Source organism: Oceanobacillus oncorhynchi, from assembly GCF_000821065.1.
Taxonomy (GTDB): domain Bacteria; phylum Bacillota; class Bacilli; order Bacillales; family Amphibacillaceae; genus Oceanobacillus; species Oceanobacillus oncorhynchi.
The window spans coordinates 3,915,545-3,941,509 of the sequence record NZ_CDGG01000001.1 but is presented as its reverse complement, the minus strand read 5'-3'; the positions used below and the strand labels follow the sequence as shown (position 1 = coordinate 3,941,509).

Below are 25,965 nucleotides of genomic sequence, written 5' to 3'. Positions count from 1 at the left end.
GAACAGAAGCAGAAATCGTTTTTTCTGTTCACAGGAAGCATTTAAAATGAAGAGCTTGTTTTGAAGATGGGGGGATATTGGGTTATGGCTAATTTAGCTAGAAATTTTTTTATAGGACTTTCCAATAATGACTTTTTAAATAAAAGCGCGAGAAAATTTGGAACGCGGTTTGGAGCAGAACGTTTCGTAGCCGGAACCGTTTTCGATGCCATTGTTCCTGTGATAAGAGAGTTGAATCAAAAACAGATATCTTGTACAATGGACCACCTCGGAGAGTTTGTAACAGATAGAAATGAAGCGGTGCATGCAAAAGAGAAAATCATAGCGATGCTCCGCCAAATCAAGGAAGAGCATTTGGATTGCCATATTTCTATCAAACTGACGCAGCTGGGGCTGGATATTGAAGAATCTTTTTGTATTGAAAATGTGGAGCAGATTCTAGACGTGGCTCATGCATGTGACATTTTTGTGAACATAGATATGGAGAAGTATATCCACTATGAGAAAACCCTGGAGATTCTGAAAAGTCTTCGAAAAAGCTATACCAATGTCGGTACTGTTATACAGACATACTTGCTTGATGCAGAGAAGGATTTAAGCGGTCTTGAAGATGTGCGTCTGCGCATCGTAAAGGGCGCCTATAAGGAAGACAGTACAGTTGCGTATTCCTCTAAAGAGGACATTGATAAGAATTTCCTGATGATAGCAAAGAAAAGGTTGCTTGGAAAAGCTTTTACATCTATCGCAACGCATGATCATCGTATCATTCAGGAATTAAAGGAGTTTATCGAGGAACATCATATTTCAAAAGATCGTTTTGAATTTCAAATGCTTTATGGTTTTCGAGTCGATATGCAGCATCAACTAGTAAAAGAGGGATTTCGATTCTGCACATACATCCCCTTTGGAGAGGATTGGTTCGGATATTTTATGCGCCGTTTGGCAGAGAGACCGCAGAACCTGAATCTTCTTATGAAAGATGTTTTTTATACTGAGGAGGATAAGCTGAAAAAGCAGCCGATTATTATTGGAACTGCAGCGTTAACATTGTTGCTTTTTTTGGGGAGACGGAGGAAGAAGGAGCAGAATAACTGATAACTTAAAAAGGGTTGTTTCTAATACCGTCTTTTTCAACGCCTGTCGCTAGAGATAGGATGATGATCAAAATACAAATTACAAGTTTTACACTTGTTATTATAAATTTTATCACGGAGAAGCGTCCGTAAAACTCCCGCCTCCAAATAAAGAGTAAACACAAATTTATTTAGGCGAGAGATCAGGTGAGCTAACTCCCTGAATTACTTAGGCTAATTCAGTGGGAGAAGAACCAAAATTCCCACTGAATGAAGTTTCGTTTTATTACTTACAAAGGGAGAGGGAAGGATGTCAGAAACAACCTATCAAATTATGGCGATTGTCTTGTACTTTTTAGTGATGATTGCTATTGGTTTATATTCTTATCGTAAGACATCAAATTTAGATGACTATATGCTGGGCGGAAGAAGTCTGGGGCCTGTTACATCTGCACTGAGTGCCGGTGCTTCCGATATGTCGCAATGGCTGTTAATGGGACTTCCCGGCGCAATTTATGTATTTGGTCTGGCCGAGGGATGGATGGCCATCGGTCTGGCAGCCGGGGCTTGGGTAAACTGGCTGATTATTGCTCCGAGACTGCGGACCTATACCGAGGTATCAAATAACTCCATTACGATTCCGAGTTACTTAGACAGCCGCTTTAAAAACAATACGAAGGTATTACGCATCGCATCCGGTATTGTTATATTGCTTTATTTTACATTTTATGTCTCTTCAGGGATGGTTGCAGGAGGCGTATTTTTTCAGAGCGCTTTTGATGTAAACTATCATACTGGCTTAATGACTGTAGCAGCGGTAACAATAATTTACACGCTTGTCGGCGGTTTTCTTGCAGTCAGTTTTACCGATGTAGTGCAGGGAACGATGATGTTTCTGGCGCTGATTTTGGTACCGGCATTGACCATCGTTTCGCTTGGAGGAGTTGGCGAAACAGTAACCATCGTCCAAGACGTCAATCCCGATATATTAAGCTTTTTTGCTGCTGCATCAGCAACGGGGGTAATTTCATCCTTAGCATGGGGATTGGGTTATTTTGGACAGCCGCATATTATCGTTCGTTTTATGGCAATCAAGTCGGTAAAAGAAACCACCTCTGCCCGCCGTATCGGCATCAGCTGGATGGTCATTTCATTAGTCGGTGCTGCCGCAACAGCGATATCCGGATTTGCATTCTTTCAAGCCAATCCAGAATTGACACTTGCCGATCCGGAGGCTGTATTTATTGTTTTAGGGCAATTATTATTTCATCCATTCATAGCCGGCCTTCTGCTGGCGGCAGTACTTGCCGCAATTATGAGTACGGTGTCTTCCCAGCTGCTGGTAACTTCTTCTGCGCTGGTGGAGGATATTTTCAAGGCTGTGTTTCATGCAGATGCAAAGGATAAAACCTATGTGAATTTGGGTAGACTGGCTGTTTTAGCTGTTTCACTTATTGCTATGATATTTGCCTGGCAGCAAAACGACACCATCTTAGGGCTTGTTTCCTTTGCCTGGGCAGGCTTTGGCGCTTCTTTTGGACCGGTCGTGCTGCTGTCTCTATTTTGGAGGAAAACAACAGGATCTGGGGCGCTTTGGGGGATGATTGTCGGTGCAGTCGTTGTATTTGCATGGGGCTACTCTCCATTGTCCGGATATTTATACGAAATAGTACCCGGGTTTATCCTGAGTACAGCAGTCATTATTTTAGTCAGCCTTAAAACGTATAAGCCTAACAAAGAAATTGAAGCGGAATTTAATGAAACCATGAGCAGGCTTCAAGAGCATAAGAATAAATAAGAAATAGGGCCGGGGTGTGTAACTCCGGCTCTTTTCTTATTACTCAATTTTCGGACACTAAAAAGTAATTTCATTTCCACAGAAACAGGAGTTGATCGTTCCTTCGCTAACACCCTTGACAAAGAATAGAAGATGAAGTGTAAAGCACGGCTGTGGCGGACCGTTTGGCTTTCCGACGTACAAATGTTTTCGATGGGGTGAGCAAACGCAGGCTGGAGGATAACCGTTTTAGTAGCAAATTGAATTTTTAAAATGCTTATGTATGTAACCTTTTTGTCGAAAATGATACAATGAACAAATGAAAGAATAGTTTTTGAAGGAAGGATGCATTCAAATGAGCAAATACTTTGGTTACGCAGGAACCTACACAAGAAAGACAAGCCAGGGAGTATATCGATTCACCCTGGATGCAGAAAAAGGACAGCTGTCTGCTTCAGAGGTAGCAGCAGAGCTTGGAAATCCAACATATCTTAATTTTAATGAAAACCAGAATTATTTATATGCTGTTGCGCAGGAAGATGATATGGGAGGGGTAAATGCTTTCCGTGTTGATAAAACGAGCGGTGAACTAACTCCGTTAAATGGTCAATTGGTAGAAGGGAACCCTCCATGTCATGTAGAGGCAGCAGAAAACCTGGTTGTAACAGGAAATTACCATAAGGGCGATATTGGTCTTCATTTTACAACTGACGATGGAGAAGTAGAGCAAGGGCAATTTACCAAGCATGAAGGAAACGGACCGCATGAAAGACAGGAAAAACCCCATGTTCATTTCACTGGATTTACTCCAGATAAGAAATTTATCGTTGTTGCAGATTTAGGAACAGATCGTTTAGTGACGTACAAGGTGGAAGATTCCTCATTACAGGAAGTGAGTACTTTTCATGCAAAGCCGGGAAGCGGACCAAGACATATTACGTTCCATCCGAATAAACCAATTGCTTATTTAATTACAGAGCTTTCTACAGAGGTGATTGTTTTAGATTACAATCAGGAGACAGGCGAATTTACGGAGAAACAGACGATTCTTGCGAAACCTGCTGACTTTGAAGAAACAAATGATGCGAGTGCGATTCATATCACTTCAGATGGAAAATTCCTTTATACAGGAAACCGTGGGCATAACAGTATTGCTTCATTCAAAGTAGATGAAAATAGCGGGGAGCTGACATTTCTTGAATTCACACCATCCGGTGGTGAATGGCCAAGAGATTTTGTATTGGATCCGACTGAAAACTTCCTTCTTGCTTCTAACCAGCATAGCGGAAATGTAGTATTGTATAAAAGAGATGCAGAAACAGGGAAATTAACGCAGACAGATCAGGTAATCGATGTTCCAGAAGTGGTTTGTGTGAAGTTTCTTTCCTAATTAGCTATAAAAAAACTTCCTTTTGCGGAGGAGTACGAAAACGCTCCGCAGAAGGAAGTTTTTATTTTCTTAGCGCTGTTGTAATCTAGCAATTCGTTCATCCAGCGGCGGGTGAGAAGATAAAGCATTAAGGATACTGGATTTATTGCTGATTTTCATGGTTTGAATTGCTGTATCATTTGTGTGATCGTCTGCTTCTGCACGATTGATATAAGCTTTTAACGATTGTAGCGCATGTGTCATCTTATCACGGCCTGCTAAATCTGCACCGCCCCGGTCTGCGTGATATTCCCGATGTCTGGAATAAGCACTGACGACAAAGCTTCCTAAAATAGAAAATAAGATTTGGAAAATAATGATTGCAGCAAATTGAACAATCCATTGCAGCTCGGAACGCACAAATCTGGAAACGATCATTGCAGCGATCCGGGATAAGAAGACGACGAATGTATTGACGATTCCCTGTAATAAAGTCATTGTCACCATATCGCCATTTGCAACGTGAGCCACCTCATGTGCAATGACTCCTTCTACGGCATCATCATCCATACTGTCCAGCAGCCCTTGAGAAACAGCAACTAAAGAGCGTTTTTTACTTGGACCTGTTGCAAAAGCATTTACTTCATGTGACGGGTAAATACCAACCTCTGGTGTGTGTGAAAGTCCGGCAGCACGGGACAACCGTTCTACTTTTTCATAAACGTCACGCTCTTGCTGTGTAGTAATATTATTCGGATCAACTATTTTCACCTTCATCATGGTCTTAGCCATCCAACGGGACATTGCTAAAGAAATAAATGAACCGGTAAAACCTACAACAATACTGAATATCATGAGAGAAACATAATCAATTCCGCCATCTGAACGATAGCTTGGTCCAATATCAAATATACTTGTAAGGATGGACCAGACAATGACGATTGTCGTCATAACCAAAATATTTGTTAAAAGAAACAGTGTAATTCTTTTCCCCATACATAACCTCCTGATGAATTTTCTATACTATAAATCATATCATATTTTGCGGCTAAGACTGAACTGTTATCTAGCTGGCTATGGAAAATTATTTGGAAAGAGAATAACTGCTAATAATGTAAACGTGTTCAATTGCTGATATAATAGAAAGGAAGGTTAATAGAAAGGCGGGGGTTTTCGTGGAGGCATTTCAATGGAACAGTGCGGATGAATTACGTCAGCTCTTAAATGAGCTTGTGAGCTGGAAGAGTATCAGTCTTTCAGAAGGAGAAAAGCAATTTCCCAGAAAGCTATATGCAAAGCTTCAGGATTTAACTTATTTTCATGACCATCCTGCTTACTTAAAACTGCATGAGGCAGACCAGCGCCGGAAGCTTTTAACTGCTTTATATAAACATCCGGAAGCTACGCAGACGATTTGTTTGATCAGCCATTTTGATACGGTAAATACCGAGGAATATGGTTCACTTGAGCCGCTCGCAACACAGCCGGAGGAGCTTACGAAAGTATATCTGGAACAAAAGGATACATTTTCGAGAGAGATTCGTGCAGATATAGAATCAGGTGATTTCTTATTCGGGCGCGGCACAATGGATATGAAGATGGGGCTTGTGATGCATATGAGTCTGATTGAACAGGCCAGTATAGAGGAATGGCCAATTAACCTGCTTTTATTAACTGTGCCCGACGAAGAAGTGAATTCAGCAGGCATGCGTTATGCTATCCCTGTTCTGACGGAATTACAAAAACAGCATGATTTAACCTATACGTTATTTTTAAATAGTGAGCCGACATTTCGGCATGACCCAAAGGACAATACACACTATATTTACAGCGGGACAATCGGGAAAGTTTTAGCTGGAGCTTTATTCTACGGGAAGGAAACCCATGCAGGAGAACCATTGAGCGGAATGACATCTCCATTTATCTCTTCATTTTTAACAAGGGAGATGGAATGGAATCCCATTTTTCAGGAAACGGTACTCGGTGAAACCGCTCCGCTGCCGGTTACACTGCAGCAAACAGATTTGCGGCTGCGGTATTCCACTCAGACTCCGTACCGTTCTTCCGCTTTATACAATATTTTTCTTTTAGAACGGACAGCAGAAGAGGTTTTTGCTTTATTTGAACAGGTTGCCAAGACTGCTGCCGCACAATGTAATGAACGGTATAAAAAGATATGCAAGGATAATCAAGTGCAGCCGATTGGTCATGTAAAAGTAATTACTTATAAAGAGTTATTAGAGTATGCAGGGAATAAACTGGGCAGGGAATTTGTTGAAGATGTGAAAAAGGATATTCATTTTCATGATGACTATGATGACCGGGAAAAATCGCTTCGTATTACGGACAGCTTAATGATTCATTGTCAGGAGCTTGCGCCAGCCATGGTGATTTTATTTGCACCTCCTTATTATCCTGCTGTAAATTCCAGCGGTAACGGTTTTGTAGAATATTGTGTTGATTTTGTTGAAAAAGAAGCGAAAAACGAATTTCAATTAGATATCAAACGGAGTCATTTTTTAAATGGAATTTGTGATTTGAGTTATGTACATTATCAAGGCAGTGATACAGGCCTGCAGGTTTACGAGGAAAATACGCCGGTATGGGGGGATTCGTATGAATTGCCGTTTTCATTGATGCGTAAATTGGACGCACCTGTATTAAATGTAGGTCCGTTCGGACATGATGCACATAAACGTACAGAAAGGCTGCATGTTACCAATGCATTTGAGCAATTTCCATATTTAATGCGTCAGCTCATTCTGCAAATTTCACAAAAAGAAGGCAAATCGTTATAATTTTATGGGTGTAACCATTAAAAAATAGATCGAAATGATTTATAATGAAATCAGAATGGAGGTGTTGTTCCATGAGTCCAGCAAACATAGGTATTCCGGGTTTGATATTGATAGTTATCATTGCCTTAATTATTTTCGGTCCCAAAAAGCTTCCGGAAATCGGGAAAGCAGCCGGACAGACCTTACGGGAATTCAAAAATTCAGCAAATAATATAATGTCTGAGGAAGACAAAAAGAAAGAAATAAAAGAAGATAATGATGAGCCTGAAAAGGACCCGTCAAAATAAGAGGAACAAGGCGCCGATGTAGTTTTCCATCATGCGCCTTGTTTTTATATTACATATAAAAAATGCTTGTAAAGAGGTTGATGCATTATCTTTACAAGCGTTCATAATCACGATCTATTTTCTTAGCCAGCCGTACGTAAAGCTAATTAATTATAGGGAAGAGGAGGAAAAGATTTGTTTATCATGGCATCACTAGAATCCCCAATAAGAAGTACCTACAATAATCAATAAGATGAACAGGACTACCAGTAGAGCAAAACCTCCGCCAAATTCATTGTAATTACTCATTTTTTACACCCCCTGTATGTTTACTATATGAAATGATTTTATGTTTGAGAGGGTATTTGACTAGAAAAAAGGATTTTAACCTATAGATATCGAATTAGAAAATTAAGAACGTAATACATCATCCGAGGTGGAATCGATGCAAAAACTAAATAACTTTTTATTAAACAAATGTCACAACAAAGGAAGTGTTTCAGGAATAAGTGTGCGCTCCGGGACAAGCGGTGCAAGCTTGTTTAATTATTATGCATCAACACGGCTGCAGCCTGCTTCCAACTTGAAAATACTTACAGCAGTAGCGGCATTAAGGAAATTAGGTCCTGAATATACATTTCAAACCGAGCTTCATTTGGGGGGGAAAGTAGTGGAGGAAACCTGTCATGGTAATGTTTATTTGGTTGGAAAGGGAGACCCGACTTTACAAGAAAAGGATTATAAACAGTTTGTGGCTTCTTTAAAAGAGCGTGGGATCAAAAATATATCCGGAGACTTTATTCTTGATGACAGCTGGTACGATGATATCCGCTGGTCTGATGATTTAATTTGGGCTGATCAGCAATACGGGTATGGTTCAGAAGTATCTGCTTTAACACTTGCTCCAGATACAGATTATGATACGAATGCTATTAAATTAATCATTACCCCGGAAAAATTGCATACAACCCCAAAGATAGAAATCCTGCCGCATACGGAAGGAATTACGGTGACCAACGATGCTGTAACGACAGAAGAAGCAGATGAAGAAGCATTGATTGTAAGGCGGAATAATTCAGCAAATCACTTTTTTATATCAGGAAAAATCGGCAGGAAAGAAGGAAAGCAGGAAGTATATATGGCTATTAAACATATTGAAAATTATATCGCAGACACAATCCGGCAAATATTAAAAAAGGAAGGTATTGCGTTAGAAGGCCGGATAAAAAAAGGAAAGCTTCAGGGAGATGCAGCGTGTATTTACCATAAACAGTCACCGCCATTAACTGGCATTATTATTCCCTTTATGAAGCTTAGCAATAATGGGATTGGTGAGATGCTCACAAAAGAATTAGGGCGTAAAACATATGATGACGGTTCATGGGAATCGGGTCTGGCAGCAGTGAAAGAAGCTCTGGCTACCTATTCAATCAATCTGGATACAATCCAGTTAAAGGATGGTTCCGGAATTTCAGCAGCTAACTTTATTCCAGCCGAAGAACTGACGCGTTTACTGTACGAAATCCAGCAGGAAAAGTGGTTCCCTGAATTTTTAGCCAGTCTGCCGGCAGCTGGAGAAGCCGATAAAATGATTGGAGGCACTTTACGTGAACGTATGAAGGGACTGGATGTTCAGGCAAAAACAGGAACCATTGAAGGTGTCAGCACTCTTTCCGGTTATGTAACCAATGGAAAGGGAGAACGGCTTATCTTTTCCATCTTATTAAATCATTTATTAGATACGGATACAGGAAAAGAATTAGAAGATGAACTGGTTGCGATAATGGCGGAGATAGAAGAATGGTGTTGACCTTTGTCATTTGTTTTTTGGGGGGGGGGTTCATTATTTGATTTAAGCTGTTATTAAACAGAAGTTTAAGGGCGTATTGTGGAATCGTGAAGCCGGGGAAGCATATTTATAGAGCGAAGGAATAATAGCAGCAAGCTTTATTTCGATGAATTAAGCTTCATTTCATGTTTTTTTTATGACCTTACCATAGTTTTACCACATTTCCATGCTAAAGTGAAACTAAGATAGAAAAAATGGAATGAAGAAGCAGAAATGTTTTACTTTCATTTCATCATAATCACTTTGAATCTTGTAATGAATATGTCAAATAATAAGGAGAATGAATATGACAGTGCATATTTACGGAGTATCTTGCTCATCTACAAGAAAAGCGAGACAATGGTTTCGCAAAAATGGAATTGCTTATAAGGAACGAAATATTTTACATCAACCATTGACAATTGACGAACTAAAGAATATTTTACAAATGACTGTGGAAGGCACGGATGAGATACTTTCAACCCGTTCTAAAATTTTTAAAGAATTGAATTTGAATGTAGAGGATTTGTCTCTGCAAACTTTATTGAAATTAATTCACAAATACCCAAGACTGCTGAAAAGTCCAATTTTGGTGGATGAAAAAAGATTCCAAGTTGGGTACCATGAGGAAGATATTCGTCAATTCTTACCTCGTAAAACGAGACAGCTGCAATGGTTACAATGGAAAGTGGATTTAGGTTTAATAAAAGGGTAACGAACCTTAAATGAACCTTAAATTATGGAAGCATACGATGAAATGGCTGTATGCTTCCATATGTTGAATGTTGAGCAAATTAAATAATATGTAAGGAAGAATATAATTTCATCTTTACTCTAAAAAAGAGGCAGCTTTAAAATGAGCTGCCTCTTTTTTGGGGTATTGTTTTAAATTTTACTGACAACCTGCAGCGCCTGCTCAATATCTGCTATTAAATCCTCCGCATCTTCAATTCCTACAGAGAAACGAAGAAGGTCATCACCGATTCCTCTGTTATCTCTTTCTTCCTCCGGCATATCGGCATGTGTTTGTGTTGTAGGATAGGTAATAAAGCTTTCTACACCGCCCAGACTTTCGGCAAATACAATTAAGTTGAGGTTAGCTAAGAAAGAACGCACCTGGTCGGCATCTTCTAAACAAAATGAAAGCATGCCGCCTTTATTTGGATAATAAACCTGTCCAATTGACGAGTGGTCTCGCAGGTAAGCAGCAATTTTTTGTGCGTTTTCCTCGTGACGCTGCATACGCAATGCAAGTGTTTTTAACCCGCGGACAAGCAGCCAGCTGTCTGAAGCAGATAATGTTGCTCCTGACGCATTATGCATTTCAAATAATTTTTCGGAAAGGTCAGGACTTTTGGTTACGACCAGACCGGCTAAAACATCATTATGGCCGCCGATATATTTTGTCGCACTATGCACTACAATATCCGCACCAAGCGTAATTGGCTGCTGGAGATAAGGTGTTAAAAATGTATTATCAACAATAAGCAGCAGGTTATGCTTTTTAGCCAGCTCCGCATACTTTTCAATATCCACCTCCTGAAGTAACGGGTTCGTCGGTGTTTCTAAAAAGATAGCCTTTGTATTTTCGTTAATACATCGTTCTGTTTCCGTGATATTTTGACAGACATCATAGGTCACGGAAATATTATAAGCTTTTTCAAAATGATTAAAAATACGGTAAGTTCCTCCGTAGATATCTTTTGTCGCGATAAGGTGATCGCCCATACGAAACAGGGAGGAGAGAACTAATTGAATAGCTGCCATTCCTGAGCTGCAGGCGAAAGCAGCATCTCCTTCTTCCAGCTTTGCGAAACCTTCCTCTAAAACAGATCTGGTCGGATTCTTGGTACGCGTATAATCATAACCTGTGGAATGGCCAATTCCCTGGTGCTGATAAGCTGTTGACATGTAAATAGGCGGATTTATAGCCCCTGTCCGTTCGTCCGTTTTATTACCTAACTGTACTAATGCTGTTTCTATTTTTCTCATTTTCCTTCAGCCTCCTCAATCCAGAAACATGAATTCGCTTATCTTTCGCGAATATGCTGTTTTCTTATGATTTTCCCATGTGAAATCAATAAAAAACCCTTCTTATTCCAGAGATGAGATAAGAAGGGTATGATATCGTGATGATACATATCTTATCTTTAAAGGGGAGTTCCCTTCTGGAATTAGCACCTTGCTAGAAGCAGCTGGTTGCTGAGACATCGTCGGGCCAGTCCCTCCGTCTCTCTGGATAAGAATTGGAATTTTATTAAATTATAATTACGTTAACTTTACAAGAGCGAGGAAAAAAAATCAAGTCTTGATTTTTTTAAAAATGAAAAAGCCGGCAACACTGGCTTAGAGGCTGTGTATAGAAAGAAGAAGCTTGAAAAAAACGAAAAGTATTTGAAAAGGACTCCGATGACGATTACAATGGTAGTGTAGTGAACGTATTGTTGAATGGTTATAAAATGGACAATTACTCTGAATGAGTTGGATATGTCTGATAATAAAAAGGGTGAAATAATAAATATCCGAATGAAACTATTTAAAAAGGAAGAAGATATATGCGCAAAAAAAAGCTATTATGGGTAAACATTTCTATGTTAGCAGGTTGTATTATCATCATTGGCATGGGGATTTATAAGGATAACCGCTCTGTAGAATATTCAATGGAAGTGAGTACAGAAGACGGAACTGGACAAACTGGAGAAAGCGTAGAGATTTTTACAACCTCCTGGAATAATCGGTTATTAGGAGACAATGAACAAATTTATCAAACAGCTAATTTAGATTATCGCAACATACTTCAGCAGGAAGACAATGAAATAGAAGTGCAGGAAGAGCGTACTGTGACTCAAGGTACCGAAACAGAGGAAGAAACATACACAAATCCAGAAACAGAGGTGCAGGAAGAAGATTATATAGCTTCTGAGGAAGCATCATCTAATCAAATAACAAATGATGAGCCAGCTGACAGTGAACAAAGCAGTAACGCTTCAAATAAGGAAAACGCAGCTGGTGAAAATAATGAGAATACAGAAAGCCGAGAATCAGAATCGAATAATACGCAACGTTCCACAGCTTCTGTACATCAGAATCAATCTGAAAAAAATAGCCGCTTTTCTGATTCCAATAATTCTGGAGCTGAAACTGAGGCGCCCGGCACAAATGACAGGAATGAAGAGAATTCAGAGAAAGAAGATTCAAAAGATAAATCGGATCAACCGCCGAAACAGCCGGAAGAGGAAGAAAATGGCAACGATGATAATGCAAACAACAAGGAACCCGATTCTGAAGATGTAGAGAGTGAAGAGCCGGAATCAGAGGAAGGAAATCCTGAAGAAGAAGAAAATAATGGAGAGCATGAGACTGAAGAAGAGGGAGAAAACTCAGACTCAGAAACAGATAAAGGTTCTGAAGAGCACAAAGGTTCTGAGGTCGATACTGCATCCACCTATGCTGATTAAATTACGAAAGAAAGCAGCTGTTTCATAATTAAATTAATAAGGTAAAATAAAACTGCGAATTTGCTGTAGCCTGGCGAATTTGCAGTTTTTTAATATTAAAATCTCAACTTTCGCACCTATTAATAAGCATATATATCATGCGGGTTCTTTGATAAAACAAGTTTCGCTAAGTTTTCTAAAGAAATTATAATGAAAATTAGCCTAATCCCGCAAAATTTGATATTATAATAGATGCAGTGACTATTAAACGTGATAGTTCGAAATTACATTACATTTTATTTGTGGAAGATAGAAAGGATGGAAGATGAATTATGAGTAAACCAAAAGTAGTCGTTCTTGGTGCAGGCTATGCTGGATTAGTTGCAACAAGACGTTTAACTCAACAGCTGTCTCCTGAAGAAGCTGAGATTGTGTTAATCAACAAACATAATTACCATTATGAAAGTACATGGTTACATGAAGTAGCAGCGGGTACGATTACCCCGAATCAGGCACGTTTTATGCTAACAGATGTAGTTAACCCTAAGCGTGTACGTTTAATTTACGATACCGTTACGGAAGTGAAGCGTGAGGAAAAACGCGTTGTTCTTGAAAACAGCGAAGTGGCTTATGACTATCTTGTATTTGCACTTGGATTTGTATCCAACTCATTTGGCATTCCGGGTATGGAAGAGAATGCTTATGCAATCACAGATATTGATTCCAGCCGATTAATTGCAGAGCACATTGAATATCAGTTTGCTCAGTATTCTTCAAGCGAAGAAAAACGTGACGAGCAGCTTACCATCGTTGTCGGCGGCGGCGGATTCACAGGGATTGAATTTGTTGGTGAGCTTGCAGACAAAGTACCTGAGCTATGTAAAAAATACGATATCGATCGCAGCAAAGCAAAAATTATTAACGTAGAGGCAATGCCATCTATTTTACCTATGTTTGATGAAGATTTAGTTTCTTACGGAAAACAGTCCTTAGAAAATCGTGGCGTAGAATTCCGTATTGGTACTGCCATCAAAGAATGTACAGAAGACGGATTTGTTGTCGGCGAAGATAACGAATTAATCAAAGCTGGTACAGTTGTATGGACAGGCGGCGTAATGGGTAACCCGGTATTGGCTGAATCCGGATTTGAATTATTCAAAGGAAAAGTAAATGTTGGATTAGATTTACGTCCAGAAGGAGAAGAAAATATCTTTATCCTTGGAGACTGCTCATGGACAATGGATCCGGAAACTGGAAAACCATTCCCTCCAACTGGTCAGCTGGCTGTACAAGAAGGCGCGAAAGCAGCAGATAACATTGTTGCATTGATTCGTGATGAAGTGATTACTGACTTTGTTTTCTCTAACAAAGGAACAGTTGCATCTCTTGGCTTATCTGATGGTATCGGAAACGTGCTTGATGGTAAAAAACTAAGCGGTAAAGCAGCGGCAGCAATGAAAAAAGTTGTTGATGACCGTTCTCTATTCTTAGTCGGCGGTGCTAAAACATTACTTAAAAAAGGTAAATTCCGTCCATTCTAATAACCAAATAACATTCGAATTGAAGTTGTATTTGATAAATTACTCCACAGGAGGTAAGCGATATGAAGAATTTATTATGTTACGTTCTACTTGCTCTGACAGCCCTGGTAGGCTACCGTGTTGCAAGTGAATATTTAGAAGACAACAGGGACTTTAGATAAGCTTTTAAAAATTGCCGGGATAATCTCCCGGCAATTTTTTTGCTTTTTAACAAGGAATACTCTCCACCGCGTAACAGTAAATCCTAGCTTATTCACTGTATAGAAATAAAGCATCCCAAACATACTAAGTCTTAAGGGGTGTGTCATGATGCGAACGATTGTACTTTTATTGCTATTTTTATTTCTTATATTTCCTCATACAACGAATGCTGCTGTTATGGAACTTTATGATGAACAGGATGATTCTTGGCTTATCGATTTAAAGCCGTATATATTTGAAATGGATGAAGCGTTATTGGATTGGAATGAGATTCAAGGGTTAACAAAATATATGCAGGAGCAGGTCTATAAAAAACCGGAAAATGCTTATATAGATAAAAATGGAGAAATTATCAAAGAAAAACAAGGATTTACCCTGGACGTAAACCAATTTCATACTCTGATTAACGAAGCTTATTATGGCGGGGCAGGGAAAAACCGGCTACAAGTACCAAAACAAATGATTCCGGCACGCGTGAATGAAGACCTTTTAAAAGAATTAAAGGAGAAAGAGTTAAATCGTTTTACGACAAGGTTTAAAAAAGGGAATACTGAAAGAACACGCAATATTGAATTGGCTGCAGATGCAATCAATAATACAGTGATCTTTCCCGGTGAGCATTTTTCCTTTAATGAAATCGTGGGAGAGCGGACAAGAGAAAGAGGTTACCTGCCGGCTCCGGTAATCGTAAAAGGGGAGTTTAGTGAAGATATTGGCGGAGGGATTTGCCAGGTATCCTCAACATTATTTAATGCGGTGGATCTGCAAGGCATTGAAATAACCGAACGCTATGCACACAGCAGAGAGGTCCCTTATGTTCCGAAGGGCAGAGATGCTACAGTGAGCTGGTGGGGGCCGGATTTTGCGTTCCGTAATAAATATAACCGTCCGGTGCTGATTCAAGCAAGGGCTGAAGAAGGAGTGATGACGGTCGCTGTTTATACGAGTCGCGATGCTTCTCTTTTTCAGGCAAAAAACCCCTGATTTTACTGCTCAGCGTAAAATCAGGGGCTTGCTGTTTTATGATGGAAAGGCTAGTGATATTATTCAGCCTTTTGTAATTCTAATTCAAAGTTGATTTTTACTTCTTCTCCTACCAGAACTCCGCCAGTTTCGAGAGAAGCATTCCATGTTAAACCGAATTCTTTACGGTTGATGCTTGTTGAACCGCTGAAGCCTGCAACAATGCTTCCGCTCATTGGATCTTTACTTTGACCTTCAAAAACAACATCCAAAGTGACCGGTTTAGTTGTTCCTTTTAATGTTAAATCACCAGTTACTTCGTAGTTATTCCCAGATTTTTTGATATCTGTTGCAACGAAAGTGATTTTAGGGTAATTTTCTGCGTCAAAGAAATCAGCAGAACGAAGGTGGTCGTCACGGTCTTTGTTACGAGTGTTGATGCTTTCCACATCAATGTTTAATTCAATTTCTGCATCGGTTAAATCTTCTGCATCTGCAACGATTTTTGCATCAAAATTATCGAAGGTTCCTTTTGCTTTTGAAATCATCATATGCTTTACAGAAAATCCTACTTCACTATGCGCTGTGTCTAAATTCCAGTTTACTTTTGCCATTTACGATTCCTCCTAAATAATTAGTTACTTACTTTCTGTTACCAAGTGTAAAATAATAAATAAAGAAAGTCAAGTATCTTTAATTAAAAATATTTTAAATGCATATATGTATGATACCCAAGTAAATAGATAATGAAACTTCTAAAGGTTTCTGCCGTTCCTAAAACCTTGTTTTTGCAATAATAATATATAGGGTTGTATAAGGAGGGGGAGAAAGTGGACAAAGGTACTATGATTAGTATAATAGCCGTGATTATCGCAGCAACAAATCAAATTTTTGTGCTATTAGATAAGTCACCGATGCTTATCGATAGTACCCTGATAGAACAACTATTATCTGCTATATTCACCATTGCGGCGGTTTTAAATGCTTGGATAAGGCGGAAAAAAGCGGCTAAGGAGAAACAAAAAAAGAAGTCTTCTAAAAAGAAATAAGATAGCTGTTTAAAAATAGATGGGAAATAAATGCCTGTAATAGAATAAATTTTCTTTACAGGCTTTTTTTTAATGCTTTGTTTTAACAATTTCGTTATACTAAATATTAGATAATAGAATAAAAAAAGGGAGAGAAGCTGATGACTCAAAAATTACAACCAACATGGGATCTAGATGTTATTTTTCCAGGGCAAAGCGATTCTGAAGCGCTTCGTCAATTTGTAAATGAGCTAAGTGAAGAAATTGAGACTGTCACCGAAAGCGTAAATAATCTTGAAGCAAACGGATTTGGAGAAGATTGGGAGCATGTTTTAAAACAAATCGAGCTTATTACAAAAAAATTACGTGAGATGGGAGCGTTTATCAGCTGTTTAAGTGCACAGGATGTAACGGATAAACAGGCAGATATCTATGTTGCCAAAAGAGCGCAGATAGCGGCTGCGCACAGTGCGTTAACAAAAATAGTCGACCAGAAGCTGGGAGCAGTGACTGAAGCGAATTGGGACCTCTTGCTGGAAAGGGAAGCGATAAAGCCGCTTCAATTTATTTTAACAGAAAGAAGAGAGCGGGCACGTGAACAATTATCTAAAAATGAAGAAATTTTAATCGGGGATTTAGCAATAGATGGATACCATGCATGGAACCAAATGTATGAAACAATAGTCGGCAATATGAAAATTGATATAGAAGAGGACGGAAAAGTTCAACAATACTCTGTTGGGCAGGCTGCTAATAAGCTGTCGACACCTGACCGTGAGCAGAGAGAATATGTTTACCGGCGAATAAGTGATGCCTGGAAAGCGAATGAGGACTTATTTGGGCAGACATTAAATCACCTGGCTGGATTTCGCCTGCAGACCTATAAACATTATGGATGGGACAAAGTCTTAAAAGAGCCGTTAGCAAAAAATCGAATGAAGGAAGAAACATTAAATACAATGTGGGGAGCAATTGAAAAGCATAAATCCCTATTTGCAGACTACTTACATCAAAAGGCTTCTCTGTTAAATTTGGATAAATTAAGCATTTTCGATGTGAATGCTCCGATTCAATCAAAAATGGAAAAGAAAAGTTATGATGAAGGAGCTGCTTTTATTGTAGAGCAATTCCGCGGCTTCAGTCCCCAAATGGCGGATTTCGCACAAATGGCGTTTGAAAAACGCTGGATTGAAGCGGAAGATCGTGCAGGAAAACGTCCGGGGGGCTTCTGTACAAGCTTTCCGCTCAGTGAACAAACTCGTATTTTTATGACGTACTCTGGAACACCTTCTAATATAGCTACCCTGGCTCATGAGTTGGGACATGGCTATCACCAGTATGTGATGAACGATATGAACGGTTTGAATCAAGGCTATGCAATGAATGTTGCGGAAACTGCTTCGACCTTTGCAGAAATGATTGTAGCGGATGCATCGGTGAAAATGGCGGCGACAGATGAAGAAAAATTAACGTTGTTAGAGGATAAAGTATCGCGCAGTGTGGCTTTCTTCATGAACATCCATGCACGCTTTTTATTCGAGAAACAATTCTATGAAGAACGGAAGCAAGGTATGGTCAGTACGGAACGGTTAAATGAACTTATGGTGGAAGCACAGAAGGAAGCTTACTGCGGAAGTCTGTCCGAATATGATCCGCATTTCTGGGCTTCCAAGCTGCATTTTCATATTACTGGTGTGCCATTTTATAACTTCCCGTATACATTTGGTTATTTATTCAGCCAGGGAATTTATACTTATGCAAAGGATTATAAAGGAGATTTTGAAGCAAAATATACTGCTTTATTAAGGGATACCGGCAGAATGACCGTAGAAGAGCTTGCTGAAAAGCATTTGCAAGTAGATTTGTCCAAGCCTGAGTTTTGGGAAAATGCCATCGAAATATGTAAACAGGATGTGCAGGAATTTTTGGAATTAGCGAAGAAAGTTGAAAAATAACAGGGGCTATTGCGGTTTTTTAGAAAGTGATTTATACTAAGCCTATACAAAAAAGTGAATATAAAAAGCCTGCAAGGGGAGCCTTTGGCTGAGAGTGGACATTTTCTATGTTCTGACCCTTTGAACCTGTCAGTTAGCGCTGGCGTAGGGATTGTGGACTTTTTGATGGATATAAAAGCAATGTGTGAGTGGAGTTTAAGGTATTCTCTTAAAATGTATTTTTAAAGAATACCGCCATCAAGAAGACTCCCTTGGCATTGCTTTTTTGTTGTCTAAAAAAAGATTGTTCGATGTAAATGGGGGAGAGACGATTGAAGAATAAAACATTATTTTTAGTAGAAGTAGCTATTTTTACGGCACTTGCATTACTGCTGGACATTTTACCGTTAGGATTTAAGCTTTGGCCGCAAGGAGGCTCCGTTTCTTTTGCAATGATTCCTGTCTTCATTGTAGCCTTTCGCTGGGGTCTGAAAGGAGGTTTGTTGTCCGGTTTCCTTTGGGGAATATTACAGGTGGCAACTGGTACAGCTTATATCCTGCATCCCGTACAGGGAATCATTGAGTATGGATTAGCTTTTACGGTAGTAGGGCTTGCCGGAGTGTTTTCGAAGCAGGTTATCGAAAGCATGAAAAACAAGCGGGTAAAGAAATCCTTTGTCTATATATCCGTAGGTGTATTTCTGGGATCAGCTGCTCGTTTTATTTGTCATTATATTGCCGGAATGGTTTTCTTTGGTTCAGCCGTCGAAGGACAGCCGGCGTGGCTTTATTCATTAATATATAATTCATCCTATATGGTTCCATCCTTTATTTTAAGTCTTGTTATTGTGTTCCTCCTGTTTTATAAACAGCCGAGAACATTAGTAGGAAAAGTATAACAAAAGAAAACTCCCTCACACAAAAACCTGTAGCACATCTTGCTTCAGGTTTTTCTTAAACCATTATTTTTATTTGGATAGTTTTGTTAAGTTTTATTAACATTTACTTATGGAATAGGCGTTGAACGTGAATAATGGTAGAATAAAGAAAATAAAATATATAAAGATACATTCTCACATCTTCATTTAACAAAAAAAGGGAGCTTTAAAAGAAGGAATTTTTGTCTAAGAGAACGTATATATGAATAAGGGGGATTTTCTAAGTGGGAAAACAGATTCTAATTGTGGATGACGAGCAATCGATTGTTACTTTATTAAAATATAATATGGAAAATGCCGGATTCACAACAGAGGTAGCATACGATGGAGAAGAAGCCTATCAAAAAGCTGCTGCAGATAACTATGAGTTAATTATCTTAGATGTAATGCTTCCAAAACTGGATGGAATAGAAGTATGCCGGAAGTTAAGAAAGAATGATATTGATACACCGATATTAATGCTCACCGCAAAAGATGAAGAAATAGACAAAATCCTCGGTCTGGAGCTTGGCGCAGATGACTATCTGACAAAGCCGTTCAGCCCGAAAGAAGTCATTGCCCGTGTGAAAGCAATTATCAGAAGAACACAGCGTCCGCTCGAGAATCATTATCAAGCGCTACGGATAAAGGATTTAACGATTTACCCGGAACGTTATGAAGCAGAAATGAAAGAAGAATTGATTACTTTCACACGAAAAGAGTTTGAACTGTTGTACTATTTGGCTAAACATAAGGGAAAGGTCATCTCCAGAGATCAATTACTCAGCAGTGTGTGGGATTATGATTTTGTTGGAGATACGAGAATTGTAGATGTTCATGTGAGTCATCTGCGGGACAAAATTGAACCTGATTCCAAAAAGCCTGTTTATATTAAAACAGTCCGCGGATTAGGTTATAAATTGGAGGAGCCGGTTTAAATGCAAATATTATTTTCGAAACCCTTGTTTCCTAATATACTAGGTATCACGATTGTCCTGGTTTTATCGGGCTGGTTAATGGTACAAGCTCAAGGAAACTGGATATTTATCGCAGCAATTATTTTAGTGGAATTTTTAGTGATTTCCATTATATTTATGCAATTCTACAATAAATACACAAGACCGCTTAATAAAGCTTCAAAAACAGTAAATGAAATGATTAAAGGAAATTATTCTGCCCGTTTTAATAACAGTAATAGTGAAGAAATGGAGCAGTTAAGCAAAAATATCAATAAATTAGCACGAAATATGAATGAAATTACGATTCAGGAACAAATGCATGCCGAGCAATTAACTTCTATTATTGATAATATGAAAAACGGGCTTGCGCTGATTGATGAAAAAGGATACGTTCATCTGGTGAATCGAGGGTTTACGGAAATGTTTCAAGGAAAAGAGAAACAATACCGCGGTCATCTATATTATGAAGTATTTGAAAACGAGGCAATGCACGACGTTGTCCAAAAAACATTTCTGTATGAAGAGCCTGTCAAAGAACAATTTAAAAATAAGCGCGGTCTGACTAAAAACTATATGGAAGTGATTGCAGCTCCTATTTTTAATGAGCATAATATGATTAAGGGTGCTGTCCTGGTTATATATGATATTACGGAATTAAAGCGTTTAGAAAAAATGCGCAAAGATTTTGTTGCCAATGTTTCTCACGAGCTGCGTACACCAATAACTTCTATCCGGGGATTTGCGGAAACGCTAAAGGAAAAACAGCATGATGAAAAAGCAGCAGAAGAATTTATTGATATTATTTTTAAGGAAAGCCATCGATTACAGTTGCTTATAGAGGATCTGCTCGAGCTTTCCCGTTTAGAAAGAGAAGATTTTCAACTTCAAAAAGCAGATTTTAATGTCAAACAGATGATTGATGCGGTTTTGCCGTCTTTAGAACAAAAAGCAGAGAAAAAAGAGTTGCATTTTACGACATCTATTCCAGCTGATATTCATATGTATGCAGATGCAGAAAAATTGAAACAGGTTATTATCAACCTTGCAGACAATGCAATTAATTATACGTCATCAGACGGAAGCGTTAGTCTAAACGTCTCTGAAAAGAATAATCGAGTGTTGTTTTCAATCGAAGATACAGGAATCGGGATTGAAAAAAAGGCTATCCCAAGAGTATTTGAACGATTTTACAGAATGGATAAGGACAGAAGCCGGAATACTGGAGGAACAGGACTTGGACTTGCAATTGTGAAGCATATTGTAGAGGTTCATCAAGGGGAGATTGTTGTAGAAAGCGAAGTGAATAAAGGAACTGCTATTCACGTTTATATTCCGAAAGATTAAGTCATCACTAGCGTTATAGTGATGGCTTTTTTTCTGCGGGGGGCTTCCCTCCGTGCTTTCCCACGATGGACAGGGCGTCCTAGAGTCGGCCGTTGGTCAAAGGACGTGACCGTTCTTAGCTGGCCAGGAGTCTCCATGATTCTCCTTCGCTGATTAGTCTTATTGCTATCTACTAGTATTAAATATAATTTTTATAAAATTCATTAACCTGACCACATTGCTGCTCTTTATCTTCCCACCGAAGACCATTGCGCTTTTGGTTCTGAAAGATATCGATGTCATATAGAGACGAGTTTAACTGGTTATGCGATGTGTACAGATTGGAAAAACTATGTAATAAGAACGTGTGCATTATGAAGTTTTCCCCAAACATGATAAAATGAAGTTACTTAAACAGTTGATAGATAAAGGAGACGGAATTATGACCAAAAAGCTAATTCTAATGGATGGCAACAGTATTATTTATCGTGCTTTTTTTGCTCTGCCATTATTGAATAACGAAAAAGGCGTCTATACGAATGCCGTTTACGGATTTACTACGATGCTGCTCCGTATTTTAGAGGAAGAGAAGCCAACGCATATGCTCGTGGCCTTCGATGCAGGGAAAACAACATTTCGCCATCAAACCTATAAAGAGTATAAAGGAGGACGCCAAAAAACACCTTCAGAGCTTTCTGAACAATTTCCAGTCTTAAAAGAGCTGCTGGATGCTTTTGACATCAGGCATTACCAGTTAGATCAGTATGAAGCAGATGATATCATTGGCACATTATCAAAACAGGCAGATGATAAAGACTGGGAAGTAACCGTTATTTCTGGCGACAAGGATTTACTGCAGCTTGTTTCGGATCACGTGACGGTCAGTGTAACCAAAAAAGGAATCAGTGAAATTGAAAAATATACACCGTCTTATCTTCTTGAGAAAATGCAGGTAACGCCTGAACAGATTACTGATTTAAAAGGACTGATGGGAGACAGTTCAGACAATATCCCGGGAGTGCCGGGTGTCGGTGAAAAAACAGCAACGAAGCTGTTAACACAATTTCATACGTTAGAGAAGGTTTACGAGAATCTGGACGATGTAAGCGGGAAAAAGCTTAAAGAAAATTTAACAAACCACCAAGATGATGCGCTAATGAGTAAAGATTTAGCAACAATCAATCGGGACTCGCCCATCGAGGTTAGTCTGGATGATGTTATTTATGAAGGCTACTCTGCCGCTTCCGTCCGTCAAATGTTTATGGATTTAGGCTTCCAATCTCTGTTGACGCGTCTTGCCGGCTCCGACGAAACGGAAGAAGAGGCGATAGAGCATAAAGAGATTCAATATGACATAGTGGAAGAAATAACGGAAGATCTATTTTCAGAGGAAGATGTACTCGTAATAGAGATGTTGGGTGAAAATTATCATACAGCTCAAATAGAAGGTATTGGCATTGTCAACGCCGATAAAAAAAGCTTCATACCTACTTCGGTTGCGATGGACTCGCCTATTTTCAAAAAATGGGCAGAGGACCCTCAGAAAAAGAAAATTGTATTTGATGCTAAGCGGACAAAAGTTGCCTTATTACGGAATGATATACAAATAGAAGGCATAGTGTTTGATGCGCTGCTTGCTTCTTATTTAATCAATCCTGCTGAAAACAGTCATGATATACCTGCTATTGCAAGCAGAAAAGGAAAATATGACGTATCCTTTGATGAAGAGGTTTATGGAAAAGGCGCAAAACAAAAGGTTCCGGAAGAAGCAATTCTCAGTGAGCATGTGATCCGGAAAACCAATGTACTGCTTGAATTATATCCGGCGATGGAGAAGGAATTAGAGGATAATGAACAGGCGAAATTATTAAAGGAATTAGAAATGCCGCTTGCTTTGATTCTTGCTGAGATGGAGCATCAGGGTGTTTTAGTAGATGTGGACCGGCTGAAAGAAATGGGAGACGATTTAAAAGAAAGGCTCAGCAATTTAGAAAAAGAAGTATATGAATTAGCTGGCAAGGAATTTAATCTGAACTCACCGAAGCAGCTCGGGCCGGTGTTATTTGAAGATTTAGGGCTTCCTGTAATCAAGAAGACGAAGACTGGTTACTCTACGGCAGCAGATGTTTTGGAACAGCTGGCAGATCAGCACGAAATAATTCCTAAATTACTTTTGTACCGTCAGTTAGGGAAGCTGCAATCAACCTATATTGAAGGCTTGCAAAAGGTGGTCCGTAAAGATACGCATAAGATTCATACACGCTTTAATCAGGCTTTAACACAGACAGGCAGATTGAGCTCAGTTGATCCCAATTTGCAAAATATCCCTATCCGTCTGGAGGAAGGCAGAAAGATACGGCAGGCGTTCGTCCCATCTCGAGAAGGCTGGAAAATGTTTGCTGCTGATTATTCGCAAATCGAATTACGGGTACTTGCCCATATTGCAGGGGATGAGAAATTGATTGCTGCCTTTAAAAATGATTTAGATATTCATACACAGACAGCAATGGATGTATTTCATGTCGAGAGAGACGAAGTCACCTCGGGTATGCGCCGGCAGGCAAAGGCTGTCAACTTTGGGATTGTATATGGAATCAGTGATTATGGACTATCCCAGAACTTAGGGATTACTCGGAAAGAAGCGAAACAATTCATCGAACGGTATTTTAAGAGCTATCCAAGCGTTAAAGAATATATGGATGACATTGTTGTTGAAGCAAAGCAAAAAGGCTATGTATCCACACTGATGAACCGTCGCCGTTACTTGCCTGATATTACGAGCAGGAACTTTAATGTACGCAGTTTTGCGGAAAGAACAGCGATGAATACACCTATTCAGGGAAGTGCAGCGGATGTAATCAAAAAAGCAATGATTGATTTAGACCATCGAATGAAACAAGAAAAACTGCAGGCCAAGCTTTTATTACAGGTCCATGATGAATTGATATTAGAAGCACCGGAAGACGAGATTGAAATCTTAAAGGAAATCGTTCCAGAAATGATGGAAAAAACGGTTGACATTTCTGTTCCGCTCAAGGTCGATTATTCTTATGGAGAAAGCTGGTTTGACGCGAAGTAAGGGGAAGGGAAAATGCCGGAATTACCAGAAGTAGAAACCATTAAAGAGACGTTAAAATTGCTTGTTCAAGGAAAGACGATTGAAAAAGCAGATGTTCTTTGGGCAAATATAATAAAACAGCCGGATGATGCGGAGATATTCAAGCATCTGCTGGAAGGACAAACCTTTCAACAAATAAAAAGAAAAGGGAAGTTTCTGCTTTTTTATCTAGATGAATATGTGCTTGTATCCCATTTACGAATGGAAGGAAAATATCGGTTGCATCAGCCGGGAGAAGAGATAGAAAAGCATACGCATGTTGTCTTCCATTTAAAGAATGGAGAGACATTGCGTTATAACGATGTTCGTAAGTTTGGAACCATGCATTTATTGGCCAAAGGGAGTGAATTCACGCAGGCTCCTTTAGCTGCGCTTGGCCCCGAGCCGTTTGAAGAAGCATTTACGACGGATTATTTTTACGAAAAGCTGAAAAAATCCTCCCGGTTTATTAAAACGGCGCTTTTGGACCAAAATCTGGTCACGGGGCTTGGAAATATTTATGTTGACGAGACGTTATTCCGTTCCGGGATCCACCCGTTAACAAAATGCAATGAACTGACCAAAAAAGAAGCGTCTGTTATTCGTTCTGCAGCCATTGAAACTCTTCAAGAAGCTGTGAAAGCTGGTGGTACGACCATCCGAAGCTACGTAGACAGCCAAGGGAATATGGGAATGTTTCAACAGGTTTTATATGTTTACGGTCAAGATAAGAAGCCATGTAAAACCTGTGGGGAAGAAATTATAAAAATGAAGGTTGGCGGACGGGGAACGCACCTATGTCTTCATTGCCAGCCGCAAAAAAAGGTGAATGTTTTATGAGTTTAGTGATTGGATTGACCGGAGGCATTGCCAGCGGGAAAAGCACGGTAGCGAAAATGTTTACAGCATTAGATATCCCGGTAATCGATGCGGATGTGATAGCGAGAGAAGTCGTGGAGCCTGGAGAAGCATCTTATAAAAAGATTATCGAGGTATTTGGCAAAGACATAGTAGGCGCAGATGGGTCGATTGATCGCCCGAAGCTGGGATCTATTATTTTTTCAAATGAAGAAAAAAGAGAACAATTAAACCAAATTGTTCACCCGGCTGTCCGCCAACGGATGCTGGCGAAAAAAGAAACGTACACAGAGCAGGGAGAAAAATGCATTGTGCTGGATATCCCGCTGCTGTTTGAAGGCAAGCTGGCTTCTTTAGCGGATAAAACAGTCGTCGTGTTTGTAGATGAAGCAACACAGTTAGAGCGTTTAATGGAAAGAAATCAGCTTCGTGAACAGGAAGCAATGGACCGGATTAAATCACAGATGCCATTAGCAGAAAAGGCAAAGCTTGCTGATGAAGTAATTGATAATAATCATTCCGTGGAAGAAAGCAAGAAGCAATTATTTGATTTGCTGAAAAAATGGGAAGTAATGGAATAGGTGAGTGAAAAGACA

22 protein-coding genes and 2 riboswitches are annotated in these 25,965 nt (G+C 39.4%); of the genes, 18 read left to right on the top strand and 4 right to left on the bottom strand.

Annotation, left to right across the window (positions count from 1 at the left end; genetic code table 11):
- Positions 1-84: 84 nt before the first annotated feature.
- From BN997_RS18855 to BN997_RS18845, 3 genes are all read left to right on the top strand, one after another.
- A complete protein-coding gene (locus tag BN997_RS18855) occupies positions 85-1,095 on the top strand; it encodes a proline dehydrogenase family protein (protein WP_042534548.1) in 1,011 nt (336 codons plus the stop codon).
- A gap of 288 nt (positions 1,096-1,383) precedes the next feature.
- The gene (putP, locus tag BN997_RS18850; RefSeq protein WP_042534547.1) at positions 1,384-2,871 is read left to right on the top strand and encodes a sodium/proline symporter PutP; all 1,488 of its coding nucleotides are present in this window, start codon (positions 1,384-1,386) and stop codon (positions 2,869-2,871) included.
- Between the two features lie 334 nt (positions 2,872-3,205).
- Positions 3,206-4,240: a lactonase family protein gene (locus tag BN997_RS18845; protein WP_042534545.1), complete on the top strand. Its 1,035-nt coding sequence runs from the start codon at positions 3,206-3,208 to the stop codon at positions 4,238-4,240.
- A gap of 69 nt (positions 4,241-4,309) precedes the next feature.
- Here BN997_RS18845 and htpX read toward each other — a convergent pair whose 3' ends face one another.
- Positions 4,310-5,215 (bottom strand): protease HtpX, encoded by a 906-nt coding sequence (htpX, locus tag BN997_RS18840; protein ID WP_042534543.1) that lies wholly within the window; start codon positions 5,213-5,215, stop codon positions 4,310-4,312.
- 179 nt (positions 5,216-5,394) lie between these two features.
- On the opposite strand from htpX, the gene BN997_RS18835 reads away from it, so the two are divergent.
- Together BN997_RS18835 and tatA are read left to right on the top strand one after the other, a co-directional pair.
- Entirely contained in the window at positions 5,395-7,017 is a 1,623-nt protein-coding gene (locus tag BN997_RS18835) for a M20/M25/M40 family metallo-hydrolase (protein WP_042534541.1), read from the top strand.
- Between the two features lie 71 nt (positions 7,018-7,088).
- On the top strand, positions 7,089-7,304 hold the full coding sequence (gene tatA / locus BN997_RS18830; RefSeq protein ID WP_042534539.1) for a twin-arginine translocase TatA/TatE family subunit: 216 nt from the start codon (positions 7,089-7,091) through the stop codon (positions 7,302-7,304).
- Between the two features lie 192 nt (positions 7,305-7,496).
- Here the strand turns inward: tatA and BN997_RS22765 are convergent, their stop codons facing one another.
- Positions 7,497-7,592 carry a YjcZ family sporulation protein gene (locus BN997_RS22765; RefSeq protein ID WP_084612984.1) on the bottom strand — a complete coding sequence of 32 codons (96 nt, stop codon included), beginning with the start codon at positions 7,590-7,592 and terminating at the stop codon, positions 7,497-7,499.
- Between the two features lie 136 nt (positions 7,593-7,728).
- Between BN997_RS22765 and dacB the strand changes: the two genes are divergently transcribed.
- On the top strand, positions 7,729-9,093 hold the full coding sequence (gene dacB / locus BN997_RS18825) for a D-alanyl-D-alanine carboxypeptidase/D-alanyl-D-alanine endopeptidase (RefSeq protein ID WP_042534538.1): 1,365 nt from the start codon (positions 7,729-7,731) through the stop codon (positions 9,091-9,093).
- A gap of 325 nt (positions 9,094-9,418) precedes the next feature.
- Complete coding sequence (gene spx, locus BN997_RS18820; RefSeq protein ID WP_042534537.1) at positions 9,419-9,826, top strand: transcriptional regulator Spx; 408 nt, start codon at positions 9,419-9,421, stop codon at positions 9,824-9,826.
- A gap of 170 nt (positions 9,827-9,996) precedes the next feature.
- Here the strand turns inward: spx and BN997_RS18815 are convergent, their stop codons facing one another.
- Positions 9,997-11,103, bottom strand: coding sequence for a methionine biosynthesis PLP-dependent protein (locus tag BN997_RS18815; protein ID WP_042534535.1), 1,107 nt, complete (start codon positions 11,101-11,103; stop codon positions 9,997-9,999).
- Positions 11,104-11,252: 149 nt separating this feature from the next.
- A riboswitch (SAM riboswitch) is annotated at positions 11,253-11,357 on the bottom strand.
- A 309-nt stretch (positions 11,358-11,666) separates the two neighbouring features.
- On the opposite strand from BN997_RS18815, the gene BN997_RS18810 reads away from it, so the two are divergent.
- From BN997_RS18810 to BN997_RS18800, 3 genes are all read left to right on the top strand, one after another.
- Positions 11,667-12,569 (top strand): hypothetical protein, encoded by a 903-nt coding sequence (locus BN997_RS18810; protein WP_042534534.1) that lies wholly within the window; start codon positions 11,667-11,669, stop codon positions 12,567-12,569.
- A gap of 311 nt (positions 12,570-12,880) precedes the next feature.
- Positions 12,881-14,089 (top strand): NAD(P)/FAD-dependent oxidoreductase, encoded by a 1,209-nt coding sequence (locus BN997_RS18805; RefSeq protein WP_042534532.1) that lies wholly within the window; start codon positions 12,881-12,883, stop codon positions 14,087-14,089.
- A 306-nt stretch (positions 14,090-14,395) separates the two neighbouring features.
- A complete protein-coding gene (locus BN997_RS18800) occupies positions 14,396-15,274 on the top strand; it encodes a VanW family protein (RefSeq protein WP_052485086.1) in 879 nt (292 codons plus the stop codon).
- A 59-nt stretch (positions 15,275-15,333) separates the two neighbouring features.
- Here the strand turns inward: BN997_RS18800 and BN997_RS18795 are convergent, their stop codons facing one another.
- A complete protein-coding gene (locus BN997_RS18795; RefSeq protein ID WP_042534528.1) occupies positions 15,334-15,867 on the bottom strand; it encodes a YceI family protein in 534 nt (177 codons plus the stop codon).
- Between the two features lie 216 nt (positions 15,868-16,083).
- Here BN997_RS18795 and BN997_RS18790 point away from each other — a divergent pair, with 216 nt between their 5' ends.
- The 8 genes from BN997_RS18790 (at position 16,084) to coaE (ending at position 25,950) form a co-directional block, all read left to right on the top strand.
- Positions 16,084-16,302 carry a phage holin gene (locus tag BN997_RS18790; protein WP_042534526.1) on the top strand — a complete coding sequence of 73 codons (219 nt, stop codon included), beginning with the start codon at positions 16,084-16,086 and terminating at the stop codon, positions 16,300-16,302.
- A 140-nt stretch (positions 16,303-16,442) separates the two neighbouring features.
- The gene (locus BN997_RS18785; RefSeq protein ID WP_042534524.1) at positions 16,443-18,236 is read left to right on the top strand and encodes a M3 family oligoendopeptidase; all 1,794 of its coding nucleotides are present in this window, start codon (positions 16,443-16,445) and stop codon (positions 18,234-18,236) included.
- A gap of 64 nt (positions 18,237-18,300) precedes the next feature.
- A riboswitch (TPP riboswitch) is annotated at positions 18,301-18,405 on the top strand.
- 142 nt (positions 18,406-18,547) lie between these two features.
- Entirely contained in the window at positions 18,548-19,114 is a 567-nt protein-coding gene (gene thiT, locus BN997_RS18780) for an energy-coupled thiamine transporter ThiT (RefSeq protein ID WP_374705718.1), read from the top strand.
- Positions 19,115-19,377: 263 nt separating this feature from the next.
- Complete coding sequence (locus BN997_RS18775) at positions 19,378-20,070, top strand: response regulator transcription factor (RefSeq protein ID WP_042534520.1); 693 nt, start codon at positions 19,378-19,380, stop codon at positions 20,068-20,070.
- Positions 20,071-21,435, top strand: coding sequence for a two-component system histidine kinase PnpS (gene pnpS, locus BN997_RS18770; RefSeq protein ID WP_042534518.1), 1,365 nt, complete (start codon positions 20,071-20,073; stop codon positions 21,433-21,435).
- 421 nt (positions 21,436-21,856) lie between these two features.
- Positions 21,857-24,493, top strand: a complete 2,637-nt coding sequence (polA, locus tag BN997_RS18765; RefSeq protein WP_042534516.1) for a DNA polymerase I — start codon at positions 21,857-21,859, stop codon at positions 24,491-24,493.
- Between the two features lie 12 nt (positions 24,494-24,505).
- Positions 24,506-25,351: a DNA-formamidopyrimidine glycosylase gene (gene mutM / locus BN997_RS18760; RefSeq protein WP_042534514.1), complete on the top strand. Its 846-nt coding sequence runs from the start codon at positions 24,506-24,508 to the stop codon at positions 25,349-25,351.
- Positions 25,348-25,950, top strand: a complete 603-nt coding sequence (gene coaE, locus BN997_RS18755; protein WP_042534512.1) for a dephospho-CoA kinase — start codon at positions 25,348-25,350, stop codon at positions 25,948-25,950. The genes mutM and coaE overlap by 4 nt, the downstream gene beginning before the upstream one ends.
- The last annotated feature ends 15 nt before the right edge of the window (positions 25,951-25,965 follow it).

Bases quoted from the DNA above. Each gene is read 5' to 3' on its own strand.
- BN997_RS18800 (WP_052485086.1), top strand. From the start codon at position 14,396: ATGATGCGAACGATTGTACTTTTATTGCTATTTTTATTTCTTATATTT.
- polA (WP_042534516.1), top strand. From the start codon at position 21,857: ATGACCAAAAAGCTAATTCTAATGGATGGCAACAGTATTATTTATCGT.
- BN997_RS18845 (WP_042534545.1), top strand. From the start codon at position 3,206: ATGAGCAAATACTTTGGTTACGCAGGAACCTACACAAGAAAGACAAGC.
- BN997_RS18815 (WP_042534535.1), bottom strand. From the start codon at position 11,103: ATGAGAAAAATAGAAACAGCATTAGTACAGTTAGGTAATAAAACGGAC.
- BN997_RS18785 (WP_042534524.1), top strand. From the start codon at position 16,443: ATGACTCAAAAATTACAACCAACATGGGATCTAGATGTTATTTTTCCA.
- mutM (WP_042534514.1), top strand. From the start codon at position 24,506: ATGCCGGAATTACCAGAAGTAGAAACCATTAAAGAGACGTTAAAATTG.
- BN997_RS18855 (WP_042534548.1), top strand. From the start codon at position 85: ATGGCTAATTTAGCTAGAAATTTTTTTATAGGACTTTCCAATAATGAC.
- BN997_RS18810 (WP_042534534.1), top strand. From the start codon at position 11,667: ATGCGCAAAAAAAAGCTATTATGGGTAAACATTTCTATGTTAGCAGGT.
- putP (WP_042534547.1), top strand. From the start codon at position 1,384: ATGTCAGAAACAACCTATCAAATTATGGCGATTGTCTTGTACTTTTTA.
- spx (WP_042534537.1), top strand. From the start codon at position 9,419: ATGACAGTGCATATTTACGGAGTATCTTGCTCATCTACAAGAAAAGCG.
- BN997_RS18795 (WP_042534528.1), bottom strand. From the start codon at position 15,867: ATGGCAAAAGTAAACTGGAATTTAGACACAGCGCATAGTGAAGTAGGA.
- dacB (WP_042534538.1), top strand. From the start codon at position 7,729: ATGCAAAAACTAAATAACTTTTTATTAAACAAATGTCACAACAAAGGA.
- coaE (WP_042534512.1), top strand. From the start codon at position 25,348: ATGAGTTTAGTGATTGGATTGACCGGAGGCATTGCCAGCGGGAAAAGC.
- tatA (WP_042534539.1), top strand. From the start codon at position 7,089: ATGAGTCCAGCAAACATAGGTATTCCGGGTTTGATATTGATAGTTATC.
- pnpS (WP_042534518.1), top strand. From the start codon at position 20,071: ATGCAAATATTATTTTCGAAACCCTTGTTTCCTAATATACTAGGTATC.
- BN997_RS22765 (WP_084612984.1), bottom strand. From the start codon at position 7,592: ATGAGTAATTACAATGAATTTGGCGGAGGTTTTGCTCTACTGGTAGTC.
- BN997_RS18805 (WP_042534532.1), top strand. From the start codon at position 12,881: ATGAGTAAACCAAAAGTAGTCGTTCTTGGTGCAGGCTATGCTGGATTA.
- htpX (WP_042534543.1), bottom strand. From the start codon at position 5,215: ATGGGGAAAAGAATTACACTGTTTCTTTTAACAAATATTTTGGTTATG.